Origin of the sequence: Guptibacillus hwajinpoensis, assembly GCF_020524165.1 — a bacterium.
GTDB lineage: Bacteria > Bacillota > Bacilli > Bacillales > Guptibacillaceae > Guptibacillus > Guptibacillus hwajinpoensis_D.
This window is the reverse complement of the sequence record NZ_JAIVKU010000005.1, coordinates 266,670-284,982: the sequence shown is the minus strand read 5'-3', so window position 1 is coordinate 284,982 and position 18,313 is coordinate 266,670. Positions and strand designations below refer to the sequence as shown.

At 40.8% G+C, this 18,313-nt stretch carries 18 protein-coding genes; 14 read left to right on the top strand and 4 right to left on the bottom strand.

All coding sequences use genetic code 11. The features are described 5' to 3' along the window. Window positions 1-7: 7 nt before the first annotated feature. Window positions 8-1,108, top strand: a complete 1,101-nt coding sequence (locus LC090_RS14440) for an AI-2E family transporter (RefSeq protein WP_226658731.1) — start codon at window positions 8-10, stop codon at window positions 1,106-1,108. Window positions 1,109-1,158: 50 nt separating this feature from the next. Here the strand turns inward: LC090_RS14440 and LC090_RS14435 are convergent, their stop codons facing one another. Beyond that, complete coding sequence (locus tag LC090_RS14435; RefSeq protein WP_425590662.1) at window positions 1,159-1,959, bottom strand: peptidoglycan-binding protein; 801 nt, start codon at window positions 1,957-1,959, stop codon at window positions 1,159-1,161. A 217-nt stretch (window positions 1,960-2,176) separates the two neighbouring features. Between LC090_RS14435 and LC090_RS14430 the strand changes: the two genes are divergently transcribed. The 4 genes from LC090_RS14430 to LC090_RS14415 all read left to right on the top strand — a co-directional run bounded on the left by LC090_RS14430 (window position 2,177) and on the right by LC090_RS14415 (window position 4,602). Continuing rightward, window positions 2,177-2,440, top strand: coding sequence for a hypothetical protein (locus tag LC090_RS14430; RefSeq protein ID WP_226658730.1), 264 nt, complete (start codon window positions 2,177-2,179; stop codon window positions 2,438-2,440). Window positions 2,441-2,550: 110 nt separating this feature from the next. Then, window positions 2,551-3,213 (top strand): type 1 glutamine amidotransferase domain-containing protein, encoded by a 663-nt coding sequence (locus LC090_RS14425; protein ID WP_226658729.1) that lies wholly within the window; start codon window positions 2,551-2,553, stop codon window positions 3,211-3,213. 159 nt (window positions 3,214-3,372) lie between these two features. Next, a complete protein-coding gene (locus tag LC090_RS14420; RefSeq protein WP_226658728.1) occupies window positions 3,373-3,651 on the top strand; it encodes a hypothetical protein in 279 nt (92 codons plus the stop codon). 81 nt (window positions 3,652-3,732) lie between these two features. Beyond that, a complete protein-coding gene (locus tag LC090_RS14415) occupies window positions 3,733-4,602 on the top strand; it encodes an aldo/keto reductase (RefSeq protein ID WP_226658727.1) in 870 nt (289 codons plus the stop codon). 34 nt (window positions 4,603-4,636) lie between these two features. On the opposite strand, the gene LC090_RS14410 is transcribed toward LC090_RS14415, so the two are convergent. Continuing rightward, window positions 4,637-5,137 carry a cupin domain-containing protein gene (locus LC090_RS14410; protein WP_226658726.1) on the bottom strand — a complete coding sequence of 167 codons (501 nt, stop codon included), beginning with the start codon at window positions 5,135-5,137 and terminating at the stop codon, window positions 4,637-4,639. A gap of 233 nt (window positions 5,138-5,370) precedes the next feature. Here LC090_RS14410 and LC090_RS14405 point away from each other — a divergent pair, with 233 nt between their 5' ends. The 7 genes from LC090_RS14405 (at window position 5,371) to LC090_RS14375 (ending at window position 12,842) form a co-directional block, all read left to right on the top strand. Beyond that, the gene (locus tag LC090_RS14405) at window positions 5,371-5,868 is read left to right on the top strand and encodes a PTS sugar transporter subunit IIA (RefSeq protein ID WP_226658725.1); all 498 of its coding nucleotides are present in this window, start codon (window positions 5,371-5,373) and stop codon (window positions 5,866-5,868) included. 74 nt (window positions 5,869-5,942) lie between these two features. After that, window positions 5,943-7,346, top strand: coding sequence for a PTS system trehalose-specific EIIBC component (gene treP / locus LC090_RS14400; protein WP_226658724.1), 1,404 nt, complete (start codon window positions 5,943-5,945; stop codon window positions 7,344-7,346). Between the two features lie 91 nt (window positions 7,347-7,437). Next, window positions 7,438-9,126, top strand: coding sequence for an alpha,alpha-phosphotrehalase (gene treC, locus LC090_RS14395; protein WP_226658723.1), 1,689 nt, complete (start codon window positions 7,438-7,440; stop codon window positions 9,124-9,126). A gap of 4 nt (window positions 9,127-9,130) precedes the next feature. Beyond that, complete coding sequence (gene treR, locus LC090_RS14390) at window positions 9,131-9,850, top strand: trehalose operon repressor (RefSeq protein ID WP_226658722.1); 720 nt, start codon at window positions 9,131-9,133, stop codon at window positions 9,848-9,850. A gap of 116 nt (window positions 9,851-9,966) precedes the next feature. Then, window positions 9,967-10,455, top strand: a complete 489-nt coding sequence (locus tag LC090_RS14385) for a GNAT family N-acetyltransferase (RefSeq protein ID WP_226658721.1) — start codon at window positions 9,967-9,969, stop codon at window positions 10,453-10,455. Window positions 10,456-10,525: 70 nt separating this feature from the next. Then, window positions 10,526-11,617, top strand: a complete 1,092-nt coding sequence (locus LC090_RS14380; protein WP_226658720.1) for an NAD(P)H-dependent flavin oxidoreductase — start codon at window positions 10,526-10,528, stop codon at window positions 11,615-11,617. A 223-nt stretch (window positions 11,618-11,840) separates the two neighbouring features. After that, complete coding sequence (locus LC090_RS14375; RefSeq protein WP_226658719.1) at window positions 11,841-12,842, top strand: zinc-dependent alcohol dehydrogenase family protein; 1,002 nt, start codon at window positions 11,841-11,843, stop codon at window positions 12,840-12,842. 79 nt (window positions 12,843-12,921) lie between these two features. Here LC090_RS14375 and LC090_RS14370 read toward each other — a convergent pair whose 3' ends face one another. After that, complete coding sequence (locus LC090_RS14370) at window positions 12,922-13,782, bottom strand: glycine betaine ABC transporter substrate-binding protein (RefSeq protein WP_226658718.1); 861 nt, start codon at window positions 13,780-13,782, stop codon at window positions 12,922-12,924. Between the two features lie 130 nt (window positions 13,783-13,912). Between LC090_RS14370 and LC090_RS14365 the strand changes: the two genes are divergently transcribed. Continuing rightward, window positions 13,913-14,107: a hypothetical protein gene (locus LC090_RS14365; RefSeq protein ID WP_226658717.1), complete on the top strand. Its 195-nt coding sequence runs from the start codon at window positions 13,913-13,915 to the stop codon at window positions 14,105-14,107. 36 nt (window positions 14,108-14,143) lie between these two features. On the opposite strand, the gene LC090_RS14360 is transcribed toward LC090_RS14365, so the two are convergent. After that, window positions 14,144-14,782 (bottom strand): LysE family translocator, encoded by a 639-nt coding sequence (locus LC090_RS14360; RefSeq protein ID WP_226658716.1) that lies wholly within the window; start codon window positions 14,780-14,782, stop codon window positions 14,144-14,146. Between the two features lie 258 nt (window positions 14,783-15,040). Here LC090_RS14360 and LC090_RS14355 point away from each other — a divergent pair, with 258 nt between their 5' ends. Beyond that, entirely contained in the window at window positions 15,041-18,265 is a 3,225-nt protein-coding gene (locus tag LC090_RS14355; protein WP_226658715.1) for a DEAD/DEAH box helicase, read from the top strand. The last annotated feature ends 48 nt before the right edge of the window (window positions 18,266-18,313 follow it).

The window sequence follows — 18,313 nt, the reverse complement described above, 5'->3', positions numbered from 1 at the left end:
TGACTCAGTGCAACAATCGCGCTTATTTCGGTTTTTTATTTGGCTTCTTCTCATTTTTACAGTAATCTGGGTTGGCAGTAAAATTGAATTTATCTTTCGTCCCCTTGTCATCCTTGTGACAACATTAGCCTTTCCAATTATAGCGGCAGGTGTGTTCTATTACATTTTACGTCCTGTCATTGCTATTCTAGAAAAATGGAAGATACCAAGACCCCTCGGTATTCTTCTCGTCTATCTTGCACTTGCGGGTGGTGTAACGGGACTTGTTATCAGTATTGGACCTGTGCTTGTAGAGCAATTTAATAGTCTTGTCGAGGGTGCTCCTACGCTTGTGAATGATTTGCAAAATGCGATTACCGATTGGCAGAAGAATCCGTACATAGCTCGAATTCTTCAAAGTGAAATGATTGACATACAAGGATTTACAGATCGAATTTCTGGGTCTATTGGAGAAATTAGCTCTTCTTTTGGAAACTATATCTTTTCATTTCTTAACATTGTAACGAATGTTCTTGTTGGAATTGTTTTACTTCCATTTATTTTGTTCTTTATGCTGAAAGATGGAAAGAAATTGATGCCATCATTACTGCGCATTGTTCCAAAGGCGCATCGGAAAGAAGGGGCAAAAATCCTTGAGGACATGGATGATGCGTTAAGTGGTTTTATTCAAGGTCAGCTAATCGTGAGTGTTTTTATTGGAACATTTGTTTATATCTGGTATGTGATTATTGATCTGGATTATGCTTTGATCCTGGCGCTTATTGCTCTTTTTCTTAACGTCGTACCGTTTATTGGGCCAATTATTGGGACAGCACCAGGTGTCATTGTCGGACTAATTGAATCACCGCTTACAGCTCTTTGGGTTGTCCTTGGTGTGATTGTTATTCAACAAATTGAAAGTAATTTAGTCTCACCGCTTGTAATGGGACGTAAGCTGGATATTCATCCACTGACGATCATTTTATTATTATTAGTGGCGAGTAGTCTTGCAGGTTTCCTTGGTCTTATTCTTGCAATTCCAACGTACGCCGTGCTAAAAGTGATCTTTACTCATACGTATCGGTTAATTAAGCTGCAGCAGCGGGGCAAGCATTCAACGAATGAATAACAAGAATAACAAAAAGACAGGTTCTCTAATTAGAGAACCTGTCTTTATTATTATTCAATGACGCGTAGGGTTACATCTTTACGACCCCAGTTAAGAGCGTCTTGTTGACCGGGAATAAAAACATCAATTCGATTGTGATCGATGTCACCACCGATGTCAGCTGCAATGGCAGTGCCGTATCCTTCCACCTCAACAATAGAACCTAGAGGGATTTGATTTGGATCCACAGCAATCACTTTGGCGTCAGGGTATTTATCTAGATCAATCCCCATTTTCGTAACCCCAGAACAACCTGTGCAGTCGGCTGTATAAGCAGTACTTTCAACGGTTATTTCTTTCCCCGCAGCAGAACCAGGGGACGCGATTTGATTTAACGCTCTTCGCGTAGCTGGTCCTGCAATACCATCTGCCGTTAGCCCTTTGTTACGCTGAAACTGCTCGACAGTAGCGACTGTTCCTGAACCGTAGATTCCATCAACTTGACTTTCATAGCCAGCTTTCTGAAGCTGACTTTGTATATGTATGACCTGCTTTCCAATATCCCCTCTTCTAAGTACTTGAATCGCTTGGACGGTTTCTGGACCGGCAAGACCATCGACTTTCAAATTTCGATTTTCTTGAAATGCTGTCACAGCATGTTCAGTAATAGGGCCATAATAACCTGTTGCAGAATGGTAGGGAAACATTCCTTTCGTCATTAAATAATCTTGAAGTTCTTGAACATCTTCTCCAGAATTTCCTTCTTGCATCGTGCGATCTCCTAATGCCGCTGAAGCAAAGGAAGGTGTAGCTACAAAAATAGCGCTTACGATTAGGAGCACTACCATGCTTCTCATTTTTTGAATCATCATTTCTCCTCCTTAAATGATTTTACATTACAAGTGAAACCATTCGGTTAGAAGAAAAGATATTCGACGTTTTTTTATTAAGATACGACGAAATGAGTATAAAACAACCACATAATGGAAAGGAGGGTTGCGAGGATTGAACGTTGACTCTTTGTCTCAAGAAACGGAAAATAGAAGAGGATGGAAAAGAACGGTTTGAAGGAAAGGGGAAACTCGCCTCGTGAAAGAGCTTAATCGAAAATGGGTACACCTTATAAATATTATTCTCGGAGTGATTATCGTTCCGTATTCAATTCTTGAATTCGTTGCTGTCCTTAAGTTAGCTGACAACAACCAATTCCTATTCGTTCCAATTGGACTATTTGCACTTTGGCTAATTCTCTATCTTGTCCAGTTAAAAAAGATGAAAACCCTCATTGTCATGAGCGCTGTTTTTCTAAATGTGTTCTACTTATTTTTTGTTATCCCACAATTGCTATATTAGAAAACTTTCTGGATCTTCAATAGGATGAATACTTTTATGAAAAACGGGTATTGTACTAAAGTGGTCATAGTGATCAAAAAGTACTTAGAAGATAAAGGAGAGGAATTCAAATGACTAAAGTATTAATGGTCGTAACAAATCATACAGAAATCGATTCAGAACACAAAACAGGTTTATGGCTTGAAGAGTTCGCTGTCCCTTACAACATCTTCAAGGAAAAAGGATATGATATTAAAGTAACTTCGATCCAGGGTGGCGAAGTTGAACTTGATCCAAATAGTATTCCAGAGGAAGATCCGAAGGAATGGGAAGATGCTCAAAACCAGCTTAAGAATACAACAAAAGTAACAAAAGAAGATGCGAATAACTTTGATGTCGTATTCTTACCAGGTGGTCATGGTACGATGTTTGACTTCCCAAATAGTGAAGTTCTTCAGCATATTCTTCAGGAACAAGCTGAATCAAATAAAATTATCGGCTCTGTTTGCCACGGTCCGGCTGGACTCGTGAATGTAACGTATAAAGACGGCACTCCTCTTGTAAAAGGGAAGAAAGTAAGTGCATTTACTGATTCAGAGGAACGAGAAATGGGTCTTGTTGAGCAAATGCCTTTCTTGCTTGAATCAAAGCTACGCGAAAAAGGAGCAAACTTTGAGCTAGCAGATAACTGGTCCGTTTTCTCTGTTCGTGACGGTAATTTGATTACAGGACAAAACCCTCAGTCAAGTGAAAGTGCTGCAAACAAAATTATTGAAGCAATCGAAGGAAAATAAGAGAAAATCTCTTCTCGTTTTAGCGCGAAATGCTATGTACGAGTTATGATTAAAAAGGAGCGGGCCAGTACTGGTTCGCTCCTTTTCTACGTTTGATCTATTTACTAAAGAGGAACAGAGCAAGCATATGTAGAATGAAAGAAGATGAGGATGATCAGTTTGAAATTTATTTTATCTCACCCATTTATTAAGGTGACGCGAAAAATAGAACGAAACGAGCAGAAAACGCTAGAGCAGGAACATGACTTAGAATTATATGAAGATCGCATTATCGTTGGTCAAGATCATTTTCCCATTCAAGATGTGTTCGATATGTCTTATCGTTTTCAATCAACACTTTATGGTTTCTTGTACCTTCATACGAATCGTGGGGTTGTTACCTTTATCATAAAGAAGGATCCAACTCTCTTTATTAATGAATACCGAAAGCTTGTATAAGGTATAGGTAGCAAATTGAAAAAATAAATTAACTATAGCTTTATGTTTTAATGCAATTAAATAGAGAGAAGGAGGTAGGTTATGATGGGGATCGAAAAGAGAGTGGTGCTTTCCAATGGCGTTAAGATGCCTTATTTGGGCTACGGAGTTTTTAAGATGAGCCAGGAAGAAGTAATAAAGGGTGTTAATGTTGCTTTGGAAACAGGTTATCGAGGGATTGATACAGCTTCTTATTATCAAAATGAAGAAGCTGTTGGAATGGCGATAAAGAATTCGGGTGTTTCGAGAGAGGAAATCTTTCTCACTTCTAAAGTTTGGAATGATGAACAGGGATATAACGCTACCTTAGCTGCATTCGAGCGGTCACTTGAGCGCCTTGGTACTGATTATCTCGATCTTTACTTAGTTCATTGGCCCGTACCGCACTTATTTCTTGAAACCTGGCAGGCTTTAGAAAAACTTTATCATGAAGGGAAAGTTTGCGCGATTGGTGTTAGTAACTTTGAGACTCATCATCTTGAAGCTATTTCTCGTATTTCTACCGTGACGCCAGTCGTTAATCAGATTGAACTTCATCCGGAACTCATTCAAGGCGAATTGCGTGATTATTGCCGTTCAAAAGGAATACGAACCCAAGCCTGGTCTCCACTAAAGCGAGGAAAGGTGCTAGAACATTCCGTTATTCAGGCCATTAGCGATCGTTATGGGAAAACCCCTGCGCAGGTTGTCATTAGATGGTGCTTACAACATGATCTACTCCTAAATGTTAAATCATCAAATGAAGAACGAATTAAAGAAAATGCTGACGTGTTTGATTTTCAATTAACGGAGGAAGAGATGACATCCATTGATTCCCTCCATGCGGATAGCCGTATTGCCCATCATCCCGATAATGTGGCTTTTTATGAGAGAACGGTCCCTGGTTTTAAGAAATCAGAATCTACGACTTAAAAAGACGCCTCTGGCGTCTTTTGTTTTGGAAAAATTACCGCTTTTTCCATGATTGTATTAAGGGACCATCCACTCCGTATACCGGATCTGTTTCTGGTATTGGTACATGTTGAATGTTCTCAAGAACAGTGGGGCGCTCATCACGTTTCCCTGTTTTAAGATCGTGTTGACGTCCATTTGGGTAGGCGCCAACAACGAGAAATTCGGAGGAAGCTTGTTCTCTTTTATGACCAACTCCAGCAGGAATGACAACCACGTCCCCTTCCTTCACATGAATCGTTTCTCCTTTTTCACCCCCGAACGTGATCGAAGCTTCCCCTTTTGCAATACCAAGTACTTCGTGTGTGTTGCTGTGGTAGTGGTGATATGGAAAGACGCCATTTTCCCATGCGTTTGTCCAGTTGTTCTTCTTAAAGAGATCCATAGCATCTTGATTTTTTAACACACCACGATAAAGGGTAAGCGGATAAAAAACGTTATTCGGAATCTTTCCGTCATCATCAAAGTACAACGTTTTAACCATTTCTTTGTCCATGTCATCATCACTCCTTCTTTCTTATGTATACGTTTTTAAGCAAATTGAAACATGAGCGTTTAGGAAATGGGGTGAAGGGAATTTACCTACCGAATTAACCTTCCCCCTTAGGTTAAAAAGATGAGCGTTGGAGTTGACTAACTTGTCTATACAAGATACACTACAAAGTGTAAGTTGAACTTGTCTATACAAGATATGAAATAAATGAAAGCGGTTGAAGGGAGAAGATATCAATGTTGAAAAAACTATTTGGTAAAAAAGAAAAACCTTCAGAAGAGGTTATTTATGCTCCGTTAAATGGTAAGGTTGTTGAACTTGAAACGGTACCAGATCCAACGTTTTCACAGAAGATGATGGGAGACGGCGTAGCGATTGAACCGACAGATGGCAAAGTTGTCTCACCAGTAAACGGAAAGGTTATTCAATTTTTCCACACGAAGCATGCGGTTGGAATTGAATCTGAATCTGGCCTGGAAATTTTAATCCATGTTGGGCTTGAAACAGTTGGCATGGGCGGCGAAGGTTTTGAAGGTCACGTGAAAGAAGGCGACAAAGTAAAAGTTGGCGACCCACTCATTACTGTTGATCTAGACCTTGTGAAAGAAAAAGCGGCAAGCACGATTACGCCTGTCATCATTACAAACGCTGATGCTCTAGAAAATGTCGAGAAGAAATATTCAGCAGGTGCTTCAAATGAAACAGAAATTATGACAACGAAAGTGAAAGTTTAAGAATTCCCTTAGAGAGTACCGCTGCTCATCGTGCTCTCTAAGTAACTAACTGTTTTTCTAAGGGGGAAGAAAACATGGCGATTAATCGAGAGTCCGTTGAGCATATACTTGAAGCCATTGGTGGAAAAGAAAATATTTCAACTGCAACACATTGTGTGACTCGTCTCCGTCTTGTTTTACATGATGAAGATAAAGTAGATACAAAAGCGCTAGAAGAGAATGAACTTGTAAAAGGATCTTTTTCAGCGAATGGTCAGTTCCAGGTTGTGATTGGACAGGGAACCGTTGATAAGGTATTTAAGATTTTTGCGGAGTTGGCAGAAATTGAAAGCGCGTCCAAACAGGATGTAAAGGATGCGGCAGCAAGCAAACAAAACATCCTTCAGCGCGGAGTGAAGACACTAGCCGACATTTTTATTCCGATTTTGCCTGCAATCGTAACAGCTGGCTTGCTTCTTGGGATTAATAATATTCTCACAGCACCAGATATTTTCTTTAGTGATCCGCTTGTTGAAGTGTATCCGCAATGGGCGGATTTGGCGAGTATTATTAACCTGATTGCCAATACAGCTTTCGTCTTTCTACCAGGTTTGATTGGTTGGTCAGCAGCCAAGCAATTTGGGGGAAGTCCATTACTCGGTATTGTGCTTGGTCTCATTCTCGTCCATCCTGACTTACTAAATGCGTGGGCCTATGGAGAGGCAGAGGATATTCCAACATGGAACTTATTTGGTCTTGAAATTGAAAAAATCGGTTATCAAGGTCAAGTATTACCCGTATTAGTATCAGCTTATATCTTAGCGAAAATTGAAACGTTTTTAAATAAGCGAATACCAGATTCGATTCAAATGCTAATTGTAGCTCCTGTTGCGTTACTTGTTACTGGTTTCCTAGCGTTTACGCTTATAGGTCCCGTAACCTTCTGGATTGCGAATCTCTTAACGGATGGCTTTATTGGCTTGTTTGATTTTGCGCCAGCCATTGGTGGACTGGTTTACGGTGCACTGTATGCACCGCTCGTTATTACAGGAATGCACCATACGTTCCTTGCCGTTGACTTACAGTTAATTGGTAGTACGGGCAGCACGTTCTTATGGCCAATGCTTGCCCTATCGAATATTGCGCAGGGTGCAGCTGCACTTGCCATGATGTTGATTACACGTAATGAAAAAACAAAAGGTCTTGCAGGAACGTCAGCCGTATCCGCTTTCCTTGGCGTAACAGAGCCTGCGTTATTCGGGGTAAACTTACGCTTTAAATTTCCTTTCTTCGCAGCGATTATTGGATCAGCCGTTGCGGGTCTTGTTATTACCGTAAGTGGTGTTGAAGCAACATCAATTGGTGTTGGTGGTATACCAGGATTCCTTTCCATTTTTAAAGAATACTGGGGTGCTTTCTTTACAGGTATGGCTATTGTACTTGTTGTACCATTTGTTTTAACATTCTTATATGGAAAAGTGAGAAAAGTAAGCGAGTAAAGAAAAGGAGCGATATCATCAGGTGCGTAGTAGCTCCGATGGTATCGCCTTTGTTTTTGAATATTTAATCTAAAATTAGGAGTTGAATCAGATGCAACCATGGTGGAAGAAATCCGTTGTTTATCAAATTTATCCGAAAAGCTTTAATGATACGACGGGTAGTGGAACTGGAGATATTCAGGGGATTATAGAAAAGCTTGATTACTTAAAAGAGCTAGGTGTAGATGTTGTTTGGTTAACGCCGATCTATGATTCTCCTCAAAATGATAATGGGTACGACATACGTGATTATTTTAGTATTTATGAAGAGTATGGCACAATGGAAGACTTTGATCGACTACTAAAAGAAGCTCATGCAAGAGATATAAAGATTATTATGGACATTGTCGTAAACCACACATCAACAGAACACGAGTGGTTCGTAGAGTCTCGCAAATCTAAGGATAATCCTTATCGTGATTATTACATTTGGAAAGACGGCGTTGATGGAGCGGAACCGACAAACTGGCAGTCAAAGTTTGGCGGCAATGCTTGGCAGTTCGATAAGGAAACGGGTCAATATTATTTACATCTCTTTGATGTCACGCAGGCTGATCTGAATTGGGAAAATGAGAAAGTACGTGATGAAGTGTATGATATGATGACTTACTGGTTTGAAAAAGGGGTAGATGGTTTCAGACTGGACGTCATTAACTTGATCTCAAAAAACCAGAACTTCCCGAATGATGACGGCTCCGTAGCGCCTGGAGATGGTCGCAAGTTCTATACGGATGGTCCACGCGCACATGAATTTATGAATGAAATGAATCGCAACGTCTTTATGAAATATAACAGCATGACGGTTGGCGAGATGTCGTCTACTACGATTGAAGACTGCATCAACTATTCTAATCCTGAACGTAACGAACTGAGCATGACATTCAATTTCCATCATTTAAAAGTCGATTATCCTAATGGAGAAAAGTGGTCTGTCGCTGATTTTGATTTCTTGAAGCTTAAAGAGATTCTTTCTACCTGGCAAACTGAAATGATCAAAGGCGGCGGGTGGAATGCTCTATTTTGGTGTAACCATGATCAGCCCAGAATTGTTTCACGCTATGGAAATGACGGAGAGTACAGACGAGAATCAGCTAAAATGCTTGCTACGACGATGCACCTGATGCAGGGTACTCCTTATATTTACCAGGGCGAAGAAATTGGAATGACAAATCCGAAGTTTGATACAATCTCTTCTTATCGTGATGTAGAGTCATTGAATATTTTCTCGATTTTAAAAGAGGAAAAAGGATATAATGAGGAAGAAGTTCTTGAGATTTTACGCCATAAATCAAGAGACAACTCAAGAACACCAGTGCAATGGACATCTGAACCTAATGCCGGTTTCACAACAGGGGAACCGTGGATTCCCGTAGCAAAAAACTATGAAACGATTAACGTAGAAGATACACTGAAAGAAAGAAATTCCGTTTTCGAACATTATCAACAGCTGATTTCGCTTAGAAAAAACGTGGATCTCATTACCTATGGAGACTTTGAACTCCTTTTAGCAGAAGATCCTCAACTGTTTGCATATTTACGTAATGGGGAAAATGAAAAGCTACTTGTCATTAATCATTTCTATGAAACGGAAGCATCGTTTGAACTGCCCGCTCATGTAGACGTAAAAGGGTATAACGCAAAGGTATTGATTTCAAACTATGAAGATTCACCTTCATCCTTTGAGAAAATGACGTTGCGACCATATGAGTCGGTTGCTTATCATCTAACTAAGGCAAGGTGAGGATATGAAGCAAACGAAGTATCAACAAATCTACAACGATTTATCTGAACGTATTCTAGAAGGTACGTATCAACCGAATAGCAAATTGCCTTCTGAACATGAGCTAGCTGAAGCATATGGTACTTCTCGAGAAACCATTCGTAAAGCACTAAACCTCCTTTCCCAAAACGGGATGATTCAAAAGATTAAAGCGAGAGGATCGGTTGTTCTGGATCTTGATCGCTATGAGTTTCCAATATCTGGACTCGTCAGCTTCAAAGAAATCTCACAAAAAATGAACCGCACATCGCGAACAATTGTCCATCATCTTGAAAAAAGGTTGCCTGATCAATGGATCCGTGAGCAGCTTGACCTGGAGGAAGGGGCAGAAGTTTGGCACGTTATTCGTGCGCGTGAGATTGATGGTGAAAAAATCATCTTAGATCGCGACTTTTTTACCGCTAAATGGGTTCCGGAGCTGACACAAACCATTTGTGAAAATTCCATTTACGATTATTTAGAAAATGATCTTGGACTTTCCGTTAGCTATGCTAAAAAAGAAATTATTGTAGAAGAAGCCGATGAAGAAGATCATCGATATCTGGACTTACATGAGTACAAGCATGTCGTAGTGGTTCGGAATTATGTTTATTTAAATGATACAACCTTGATTGAATATACTGAATCACGTCATCGTCTTGATAAGTTTCGATTTGTCGATTTTGCAAGACGTGAAAAGCAATAGAGGGAGCGCTCCATACGGGGCGCTTTTTTTTGTGAACATTTTCTCTATAGGAAGGAAATGTTTATGTGAGCACGAATGGAGAAAAGTGTTGAAAACCGTGGAAAGGAGTTACAAGTTTGAAAAAAATCAAGGATCCTGTATCGCTAACGAAAGTAGCTTCTCATCATATCGAATCTTTAAGGGAATTTACGTTACATAAACAGCAGCTCGCTTTTACTTCATTACCGGTTCCTGCTTATGAAAAATGCTTGCTCGATCATAAAAGGTTTCCCGTAGCCATATTGGAAGGAGACCTACCGGTTGGTTTTTTTGTCCTCGATCAAGGGACAGATGTTTTAGCTTATTCTCAAAGTTCTCATGCGGTCTTATTAAGAGCATTTTCGATCAATCTTCCACACCAAGGTCGAGGCATCGCGAAAGCTTCCCTACAACAATTAAAACCATTTATGAACACCCACCTGCCTCATTGTCGAGAAGTGGTCCTGGGTGTAAACCAAAATAACCCTACTGCGAAGAAAGTCTATCTTGGCGCTGGGTTTAGAGATACTGGCAAGGAAAAGATTGGACGATCCGGTCCAATGGCGATTTTAAAAGTTCTCATTTAATTGCGTTTCGCATTCATCATGCTAGTGATTTCAAATTTGATAAAAAGTGTAAACGAAGGAGAGGAACAACGTGTGGTATGATACGCCAATTACATCGATGTTAACGATAACGTATCCTATTATTCAAGCTGGTATGGCAGGGGGGGTCACGACACCTCAGCTAGTGGCTTCTGTCTCAAATGCAGGAGGACTGGGAAGTTTAGGGGCTGGATATATGACCCCTGTCCAAATGCAGAAGGCGATACTTGACATTAAGATGCTCACAACGAAACCTTTTGCGGTTAATCTATTTGTTCCAGAGGACGATCCATCTTCAGAAGAAAGTATTGCAAATGTGCAATTCAAGCTTCAACACTTTGAGACTGAACTCAATATTTCTAGCCAAGAACAGAAGAGAAAATCGTTTATAGAAACTCAAAAGGATTATCAAGATAAGCTTCAGATACTCATTGATGAAGACGTTCCGGTATGCAGTTTTACATTCGGTGTCCCTTCTAAAGAGGATGTAAGTCGATTAAAAACAGCTGAAGTAATCGTGATGGGAACGGCTACGACGGTTGAAGAAGCGAGGATTAATGAAGAGAGTGGACTCGATATGGTTGTGATGCAGGGAATGGAAGCAGGTGGTCACCGAGGGACGTTTCAAGCTGACTTTGAGGAATCACTCATAGGAATCGCTTCGCTCATTCCTCAAACTGTTGATGCCGTTAACATTCCTGTCATTGCAGCAGGCGGAATAATGGACGGAAGAGGGCTTCTAAGTATGCTCGCTCTCGGTGCGGACGCTGTTCAAATGGGCACAGCGTTTGTAACGTGTCAGGAAAGTGGCGCTCACCCACTTCATCAACATGCCATTTTAACAAGTAAAGAAGATCAGACAGTGGTAACGCCAGTATTTAGTGGCAAGCCCGCACGTGGAATAAAGAATGACTTTATTACCAAAATGGCGGGTCTAGAGTCTTTACCAGGATACCCGACGCTAAATACGTTAACAAAAGAAATTCGGAAACAAGCTGCGATCCAGAAACGTCCTGAGTGGATGTCGCTTTGGTCGGGCCAAAGTTCTCGTCTTAGTACAACGAAATCAGCAAGGGAAATTATCCATGATAGCGTAAAACAAGTTAACGGTCTCCTAGGAAGGTTCTCCACGCCTAGCCATTAAAACGATCAGGCCCCTCTCACAATGTGAGAAGGGCCCTTTCAATGACTTGCATTGGTACGGCCGGTCATCTGACAGCATCTTTTGTTATGAAAAGATAATGACCGGCTGTATCATGAAGTGTGGTCATAAATTGGTCAGACAATACCTGTTTGTTTAGAAAGTTAACAGGGAAATGTAGAAAGAACAATACGATGTATTGAGAAATGAAGGAGGACGTATAACTATGAAAGCAGTTGTCATAAAGGAATTCGGGAATCCTTCCAAATTCCAAGTAGAAGAACTTTCTGCAAGAGATTTAAAGCCAGGAGAAATAAAGATTAATGTAAAGGCAACAAGTGTAAATCCCGTTGATACAAAAGTTCGTTCAGGTCAAGCTGAGGCGTTTGCTCCAGCCTTTCCAGCGGTTCTCCATGGAGATGTTGCGGGAGTTGTAGAAGAAGTATCCGAAGGAAGCCCTTTTCAAAAGGGAGATGAAGTGTATGCGTGTGCTGGTGGTGTAAAGGGTGTTGACGGAGCCCTACGTGAGCAAATGATTGTCGATCAAAAGCTTGTAGCTAGAAAGCCTGAACGATTATCAATGTCAGAAGCGGCAGCCCTGCCGCTCGTCTCAATCACCGCATGGGAAGCCCTTGTTGATCGTATGAACGTAAGACCTGGCCAGAAAGTGCTCATTCATGGTGCCACTGGAGGCGTCGGTCATATTGCCATTCAGCTAGCAAAATCATTAGGAGCCATCGTTTACACGACGGCGTCCACTTCGATGAAAATGAACATTGGTAAAGAGTTGGGTGCGGATTATGCGATTAACTATAAAGAAACGTCCGTAGAAGACTATGTCAACCAGTATACAGACGGTAAAGGGTTTGATGCTGTATTCGATACTGTCGGCGGTGATAATATGGAGAAGTCGTTCCATGCAGTAAAGAACGGAGGCCAAGTTGCTTGTATCGTTGGAAGTGGAGAACACGATATGACGCCTCTTTACGTGAAAAGCGCCACGTATCACGGTGTGTTAATGCTCGTTCCTATGCTAACGAATGAAGGAAGAGAGCACCATGGTGATATCTTAACAAACGTTGCTCGAATGGTGGATCACAACGTGTTAAAACCGGTTTTAGATGAAGAAAGCTTTACGTTTTCTACCATTGCTGATGCGCATACTCGCCTTGAATCTGGAAAGACGATTGGAAAAGTCGTTGCAGTAAATGATCTTTCACAATCATAGGGAGAATCACAAAAAGGAACCCTTTCCACATTTGGAGGGTTCCTTTCCTTCTAGATAAAGAATTCGAAGATGAGTCGTTCTATTCCGTCCATTCTGAGACGAGTTCTTCGTTCTCTTCCACCCAATGCTGAGCACCTTTTTCAGCATCATCAGCATCTTTGATCGTAGCCATTAAACTACCAAGAGAATCATCGTCCATCTTCCAATTGTTCATCCATTCAACAATTTCAGGGTGCTCGTCACTGAAATCTGTTCTTGTCATGAAGAAGATATCATCTGCTTCACCGTAAACCTTCTTCGGGTCTTCAAGATACTTGAGGTCATATTCTGCAAAAGCCCAGTGAGGATTCCAGAGTGTGACAACAATTGGCTCCTCGTCTTCATAGGCTTTCTTCAATTCACTCATCATTGCAGGGCCTGAGCTGTCAACAAGGTCATACGATAAATTGTATTCCTTAAGCGCTGTTCGACTCATTTCCATTAAGCTTGCACCAGGGTCGATCCCGACAATTTCTTCTAAGCCAAGCTCATCTTTTTTGTCATTTAGTTCATCAATGCTTGAAATATCCATATAAGATGGAACCACTAACCCAAGACCGGTTCCTTCGTACCAGGCATCGTGCAAAACAACATCCTCTTTGTATTCTTCATATAATGGCTTATCCGTTGTTGGTAACCAAACTTCAGCGGCTACATCAAGGTCACCTTGAGAAACTCCGGCCCATACTGGTGATTTTTCCATTGATTTTAGCTCAATATCATACCCTTTTTCTTCTAATATGACTTTCCACATATTTGATACAGCAATGTTCTCAGCCCAGTTGTTTAGACCAAACGTCACTGTCCCTTTCGATTCGTCAGCACCATTTTCTTCGGATCCACTGCAGGCAGCTAAAATGGATAGTGCTGCGATGATCATTAGTAAGATTCCTCTCCTCATAGATACTCTCCTCTTTCTCTATTTATTGTGCAATTTTGCACATGTTTTTTATCATAACAAATATGTCACAGTTTTGCAGGTTTATTACAAAATCAGGACAGTGTATGATTAGAGGTGAGGAGGGATGGGGATGATTACGATTGCAACAACGCTTATTATTATTTTTCTTGTTATTATCTTAATTGGTACATTATTGGTTGCGGGAAAGAGTGATCCAGGGTATGGGAAGAAGGCAAAAAATACGACCGTCACCATATCAGCCATTTATCTTTGTGTAACCGTTCTAGCGGTAGCAGGAATTGCGGCTTATGTTTATTTCAGCTAAGAGAAGAAACTTCCAATAGGGCTGGAGAAACCAGCCCTATTTTGAAGCCACAAAAATCATTTCAGCTGCAAGGTAGCCAAATCGTAATCCGAAGAATAATAACACGACACTTGCGGTTACACTAATCGCGCGCAGCGTACGTGGTTTCATTAATGACTTCCCAAAATGGACGGTCATACAGAGGTTAATATTCCAGAGACCGATTCCAATAAAGACGAGAGCGGATAAAAAGAAAGCCTGCCATTTGTCAGGTTGCTGAAGTGATACACTTAATACAGAGCCATAGATCCCTAGCCAAAATAAGAGGTTCATTGGATTAAAAGCAGCAATCATAAAACCAGTTAGATAAGAATGAAAGAGTCCAGCTCCTTCTTTGTCGTTTTCTTCATCTAAACTCACTCGTGATAAAAAGCCTTGAATGCCAGAAACCGTTAAAATGATGGCACCTAGAATCATGAGGGAAATTTGAACTGCGGTTAACTTTACAAACGTTGCAATCCCAAAATACATTAAGTACATAAGAATTAGATCTGCGCTCATCCCTCCAGCCCCAACGAGAAGTGATGACCAAAATCCTTTATGTATGCCCCTCTTCATAATTTCGATATTAATCGGTCCAAGTGGCGCCGCTATTGATAAGCCTAGAACGATGTGAGTAAGTGCAATCTCTAACATGCTCGGCATTCTCCTTTAGTCATAGCCCTTGTAGGAAGATGACTCATTTTAGAAAAAGTGGCTGATAACCGATATTCTTTCTTACTTAAATACATGTCCAAACCTTTTAAATTAGAAGTGCAATTTTGAATTTGTTCGAAAATATGCTATTATGCTTTTTTGGGTCGCTCAATATTTTGAAGAAGATGTGGAAAATTGTATAATGAAGGTTACTACTACCATTGGAATTGATGTGATGTGGATATGAAGCATTTTTCGATGTTTACTAAAAGTGAAATAAAAGAACGTTTTCCTGTCAGCTTCTATCAAAGGGGGCTAACGTATTATCAGAACGGACGCGTTTCTGAACTTACATATGATCAAGAAGATCAATCCTACCGAGCTTATGTAAACGGCAGTTCAGACTATGGCGTGTTAATTGAGCTACTTGGTGATAATTGGTTTGGATCTTGTGAATGTCAGGCATTTGAGACCTATGGGACATGCAAGCACCTTGCCGCTGTTCTCATTGCGATTAGTGAAGAGGGTCCACCAGAAAAAGAAAGCGAGAAATCATCGCAGGTAACTCAATCACCACGAAGTTATCTTGAAACGAATCAGCTTATCCAGGTGTTAAGCGATTATCAACCGGAACCGGGTCGCTCCAATGCGAGAGCTGATGAGCTAAAGGTTGAATTCACCTTAAAAGCAAGCTCATATCCTACATTACGTAAATCACAGGGTGATTCACCATGGACGCTCGAGCTTAAAGTAGGGGTTAATCGGTTGTATGTTGTGAAAGATATCCGTTCCTTTCTCGATGCAGTCCTTGAAGAGCAGTCGTACTGGTTTACGAAAAAGTTCAGTTATGAGCCTGACGAACATACGTTTCATGAAGCTGATGAGCCTCTTATGCAAATTCTCCTTGCAATTAGACGGAACGAAAAGGTTTACTTGGATCTGCCTGACAATTGGGGGCGGTTTACTGAAAACCGGGAATTGATTTTACCTCCATTAACGGCAAATGAATTTCTTACTGAGTTTGTCAAACAGAATCGCTTATTACGGTTTGAGTACAATCGAACGCTTTATGAAGAAATTGCACTTGTCGATGGTGGCCTGCCTTTTTCATTTGAAATTGATGAGATGGACAATGAGTATGTTATTCAGTTAAATGGTTTTCAAAGCGCAGCCTACTTCCCTACATATGGCTGGTTATTTCATGAGGAAAAGCTTTACAAGCTCTCCAAAAAGCAGCAGTCCTTATTAAGAGACCTATCAGCTTTTCGAAACGCGGCTAGAAAGAGTGAACTTTCGATTTCTTCTGCACAAATCGAGCCTTTTCTGTCTCAAGTCGTTCCTGGATTAAAGAAACTTGGAAATGTCGTTATTTCTGAGCAAATCAATGATAAAATTATCAATCCAGATCTACAGGCAAAAGTTTATGTAAATGCAGAAGGAGACCGATTACTAGTCACGGTAGAGTACGAATACGGTGATGATGTGATTAATCCATTTAAAGATACGAATCGGATTGTCAATGAGAAAGGGATTGTTCTTAGAGACAGTGAAAAAGAACAAGCGATTATGTCCTTGATTGAACAGGCTTCTTTGAAATTTAACGGTAAAGAACTTTACGTTGAAGATGAAGCGCTCATTTTCGATTTTCTTTATTGGACAATTCCTGAGCTAAATGACCTTGCGGCTGTTTTTCTGACTGAATCCGCTCGGGCCTGGTTGTTGGATGAATCATCTGCCCCTGTAACGTCCGTTGACATGGACAATAGTGGCAATTGGCTTGACGTTAGCTTTGACATGAAAGGGCTCAACGAGGAAGAAATTTCAAATATTCTCAAAGCGGTCATTGAAAAAGACCGCTATTATCGCCTTTCAAATGGTACCTTTGTTTCAATGGAAAATGAAGATTTTCAACATGTGAGTCAATTATTCGACGACCTAAATATTAAACAAAATGATATCGATCGAGGAGAGCTACACCTTCCTCTCTATCGTGGATTGCAGCTTGATGAAAGAATGGGTGGAGGGAAGCATGGATCACGTTACAGTAAAGCTTTCCGAGACCTCGTTTCAAGATTGAAACATCCAGAGGATCTGCAATTTGATCTTCCGTCTGGTTTAGAAGCAGATTTGCGTTCTTACCAGATGACGGGTTTTCAATGGTTAAAAGCCTTGGCCCATTATCACCTTGGAGGCATTCTTGCAGATGACATGGGGCTAGGGAAGACGTTGCAGAGTATTGCGTATCTCCTTTCCGAGAAACAAGATAATCCTGAGGCAACTGCACTTGTTGTTGCCCCAGCTTCGCTTATTTACAACTGGAAGAAAGAATTTGAAAAATTTGCGCCTAATCTTACGATTGAAGTAAATACGGGTACGCCTACAGAACGAAAAGAGCTTCTTAGTCAGGGACTTCAGCCGGATGTATGGATTACTTCCTATCCAACGCTTCGCCAGGACATTGATCATTACGAAACGATTCAGTTTGATTCCGTTATTCTCGACGAAGCACAGGCAATCAAAAATCCGGCAACTAAAACGTCACAGGCAATAAGAATGCTTCGTGCTAAGAAACGTTTCGCCTTAAGCGGAACGCCAATCGAAAATTCACTCGATGAACTCTGGGCGCTATTCCATTCAATAATGCCAGGTTTCTTCCCTGATCAAGCGACGTTTCGAAATTTACCTCATGAGCGGATCTCAAGAATGGTTAAACCGTTTATTTTAAGACGGGTGAAGAAAGATGTTCTAAAAGAACTTCCTGACAAAATTGAAACAGTTCAAGTATCCGAGTTAACGAAACAGCAGAAAGAGCTGTATATCGGGTATTTGCATCGCATTCAACAAGAAACGAAAGAAAGTCTTGCTGGAGACGGTTTTCAAAAGAACCGTATGAAAATTCTAGCTGGTCTTACGCGTCTTCGCCAGCTGTGTTGTCATCCGTCTCTTTTTGTCGAAAACTACCAGGGGCAATCTGGAAAGCTTGAGCAGCTCTTGGATATTGTGACAACATCCATTGATAATGAAAAACGACTGCTTATTTTCTCGCAGTTTTCTAGCATGTTGAAAATCATTCATCAAAAGCTCGCTGATCTTGGTTACTCCGTATTCTATTTAGATGGGCAAACCCCATCGAAAGATCGTGTTGAAATGACAGAACGGTTCAATGGGGGAGAGAATGAAATCTTTCTAATCTCATTAAAAGCGGGCGGCACAGGCTTGAACTTAACGGGCGCGGATACCGTCATCCTATATGATCTCTGGTGGAATCCTGCTGTGGAAGAGCAAGCAGCAGGGCGAGCACATCGAATTGGACAGAAAAAGGTCGTTCAAGTGATGAGGTTGATTACCCAGGGAACGATTGAAGAAAAAATTTATGAACTTCAACAAAAGAAAAAAGAACTCATTGAGAAGGTCATTCAGCCTGGTGAGACGATGATTTCCAGTTTATCTGAAGAGGAAATTAAAGATATTCTAAGCATTTAATAGGGATGCCTTCACCTGGCCGTATAGTGTATAAGGAAATAACAAACA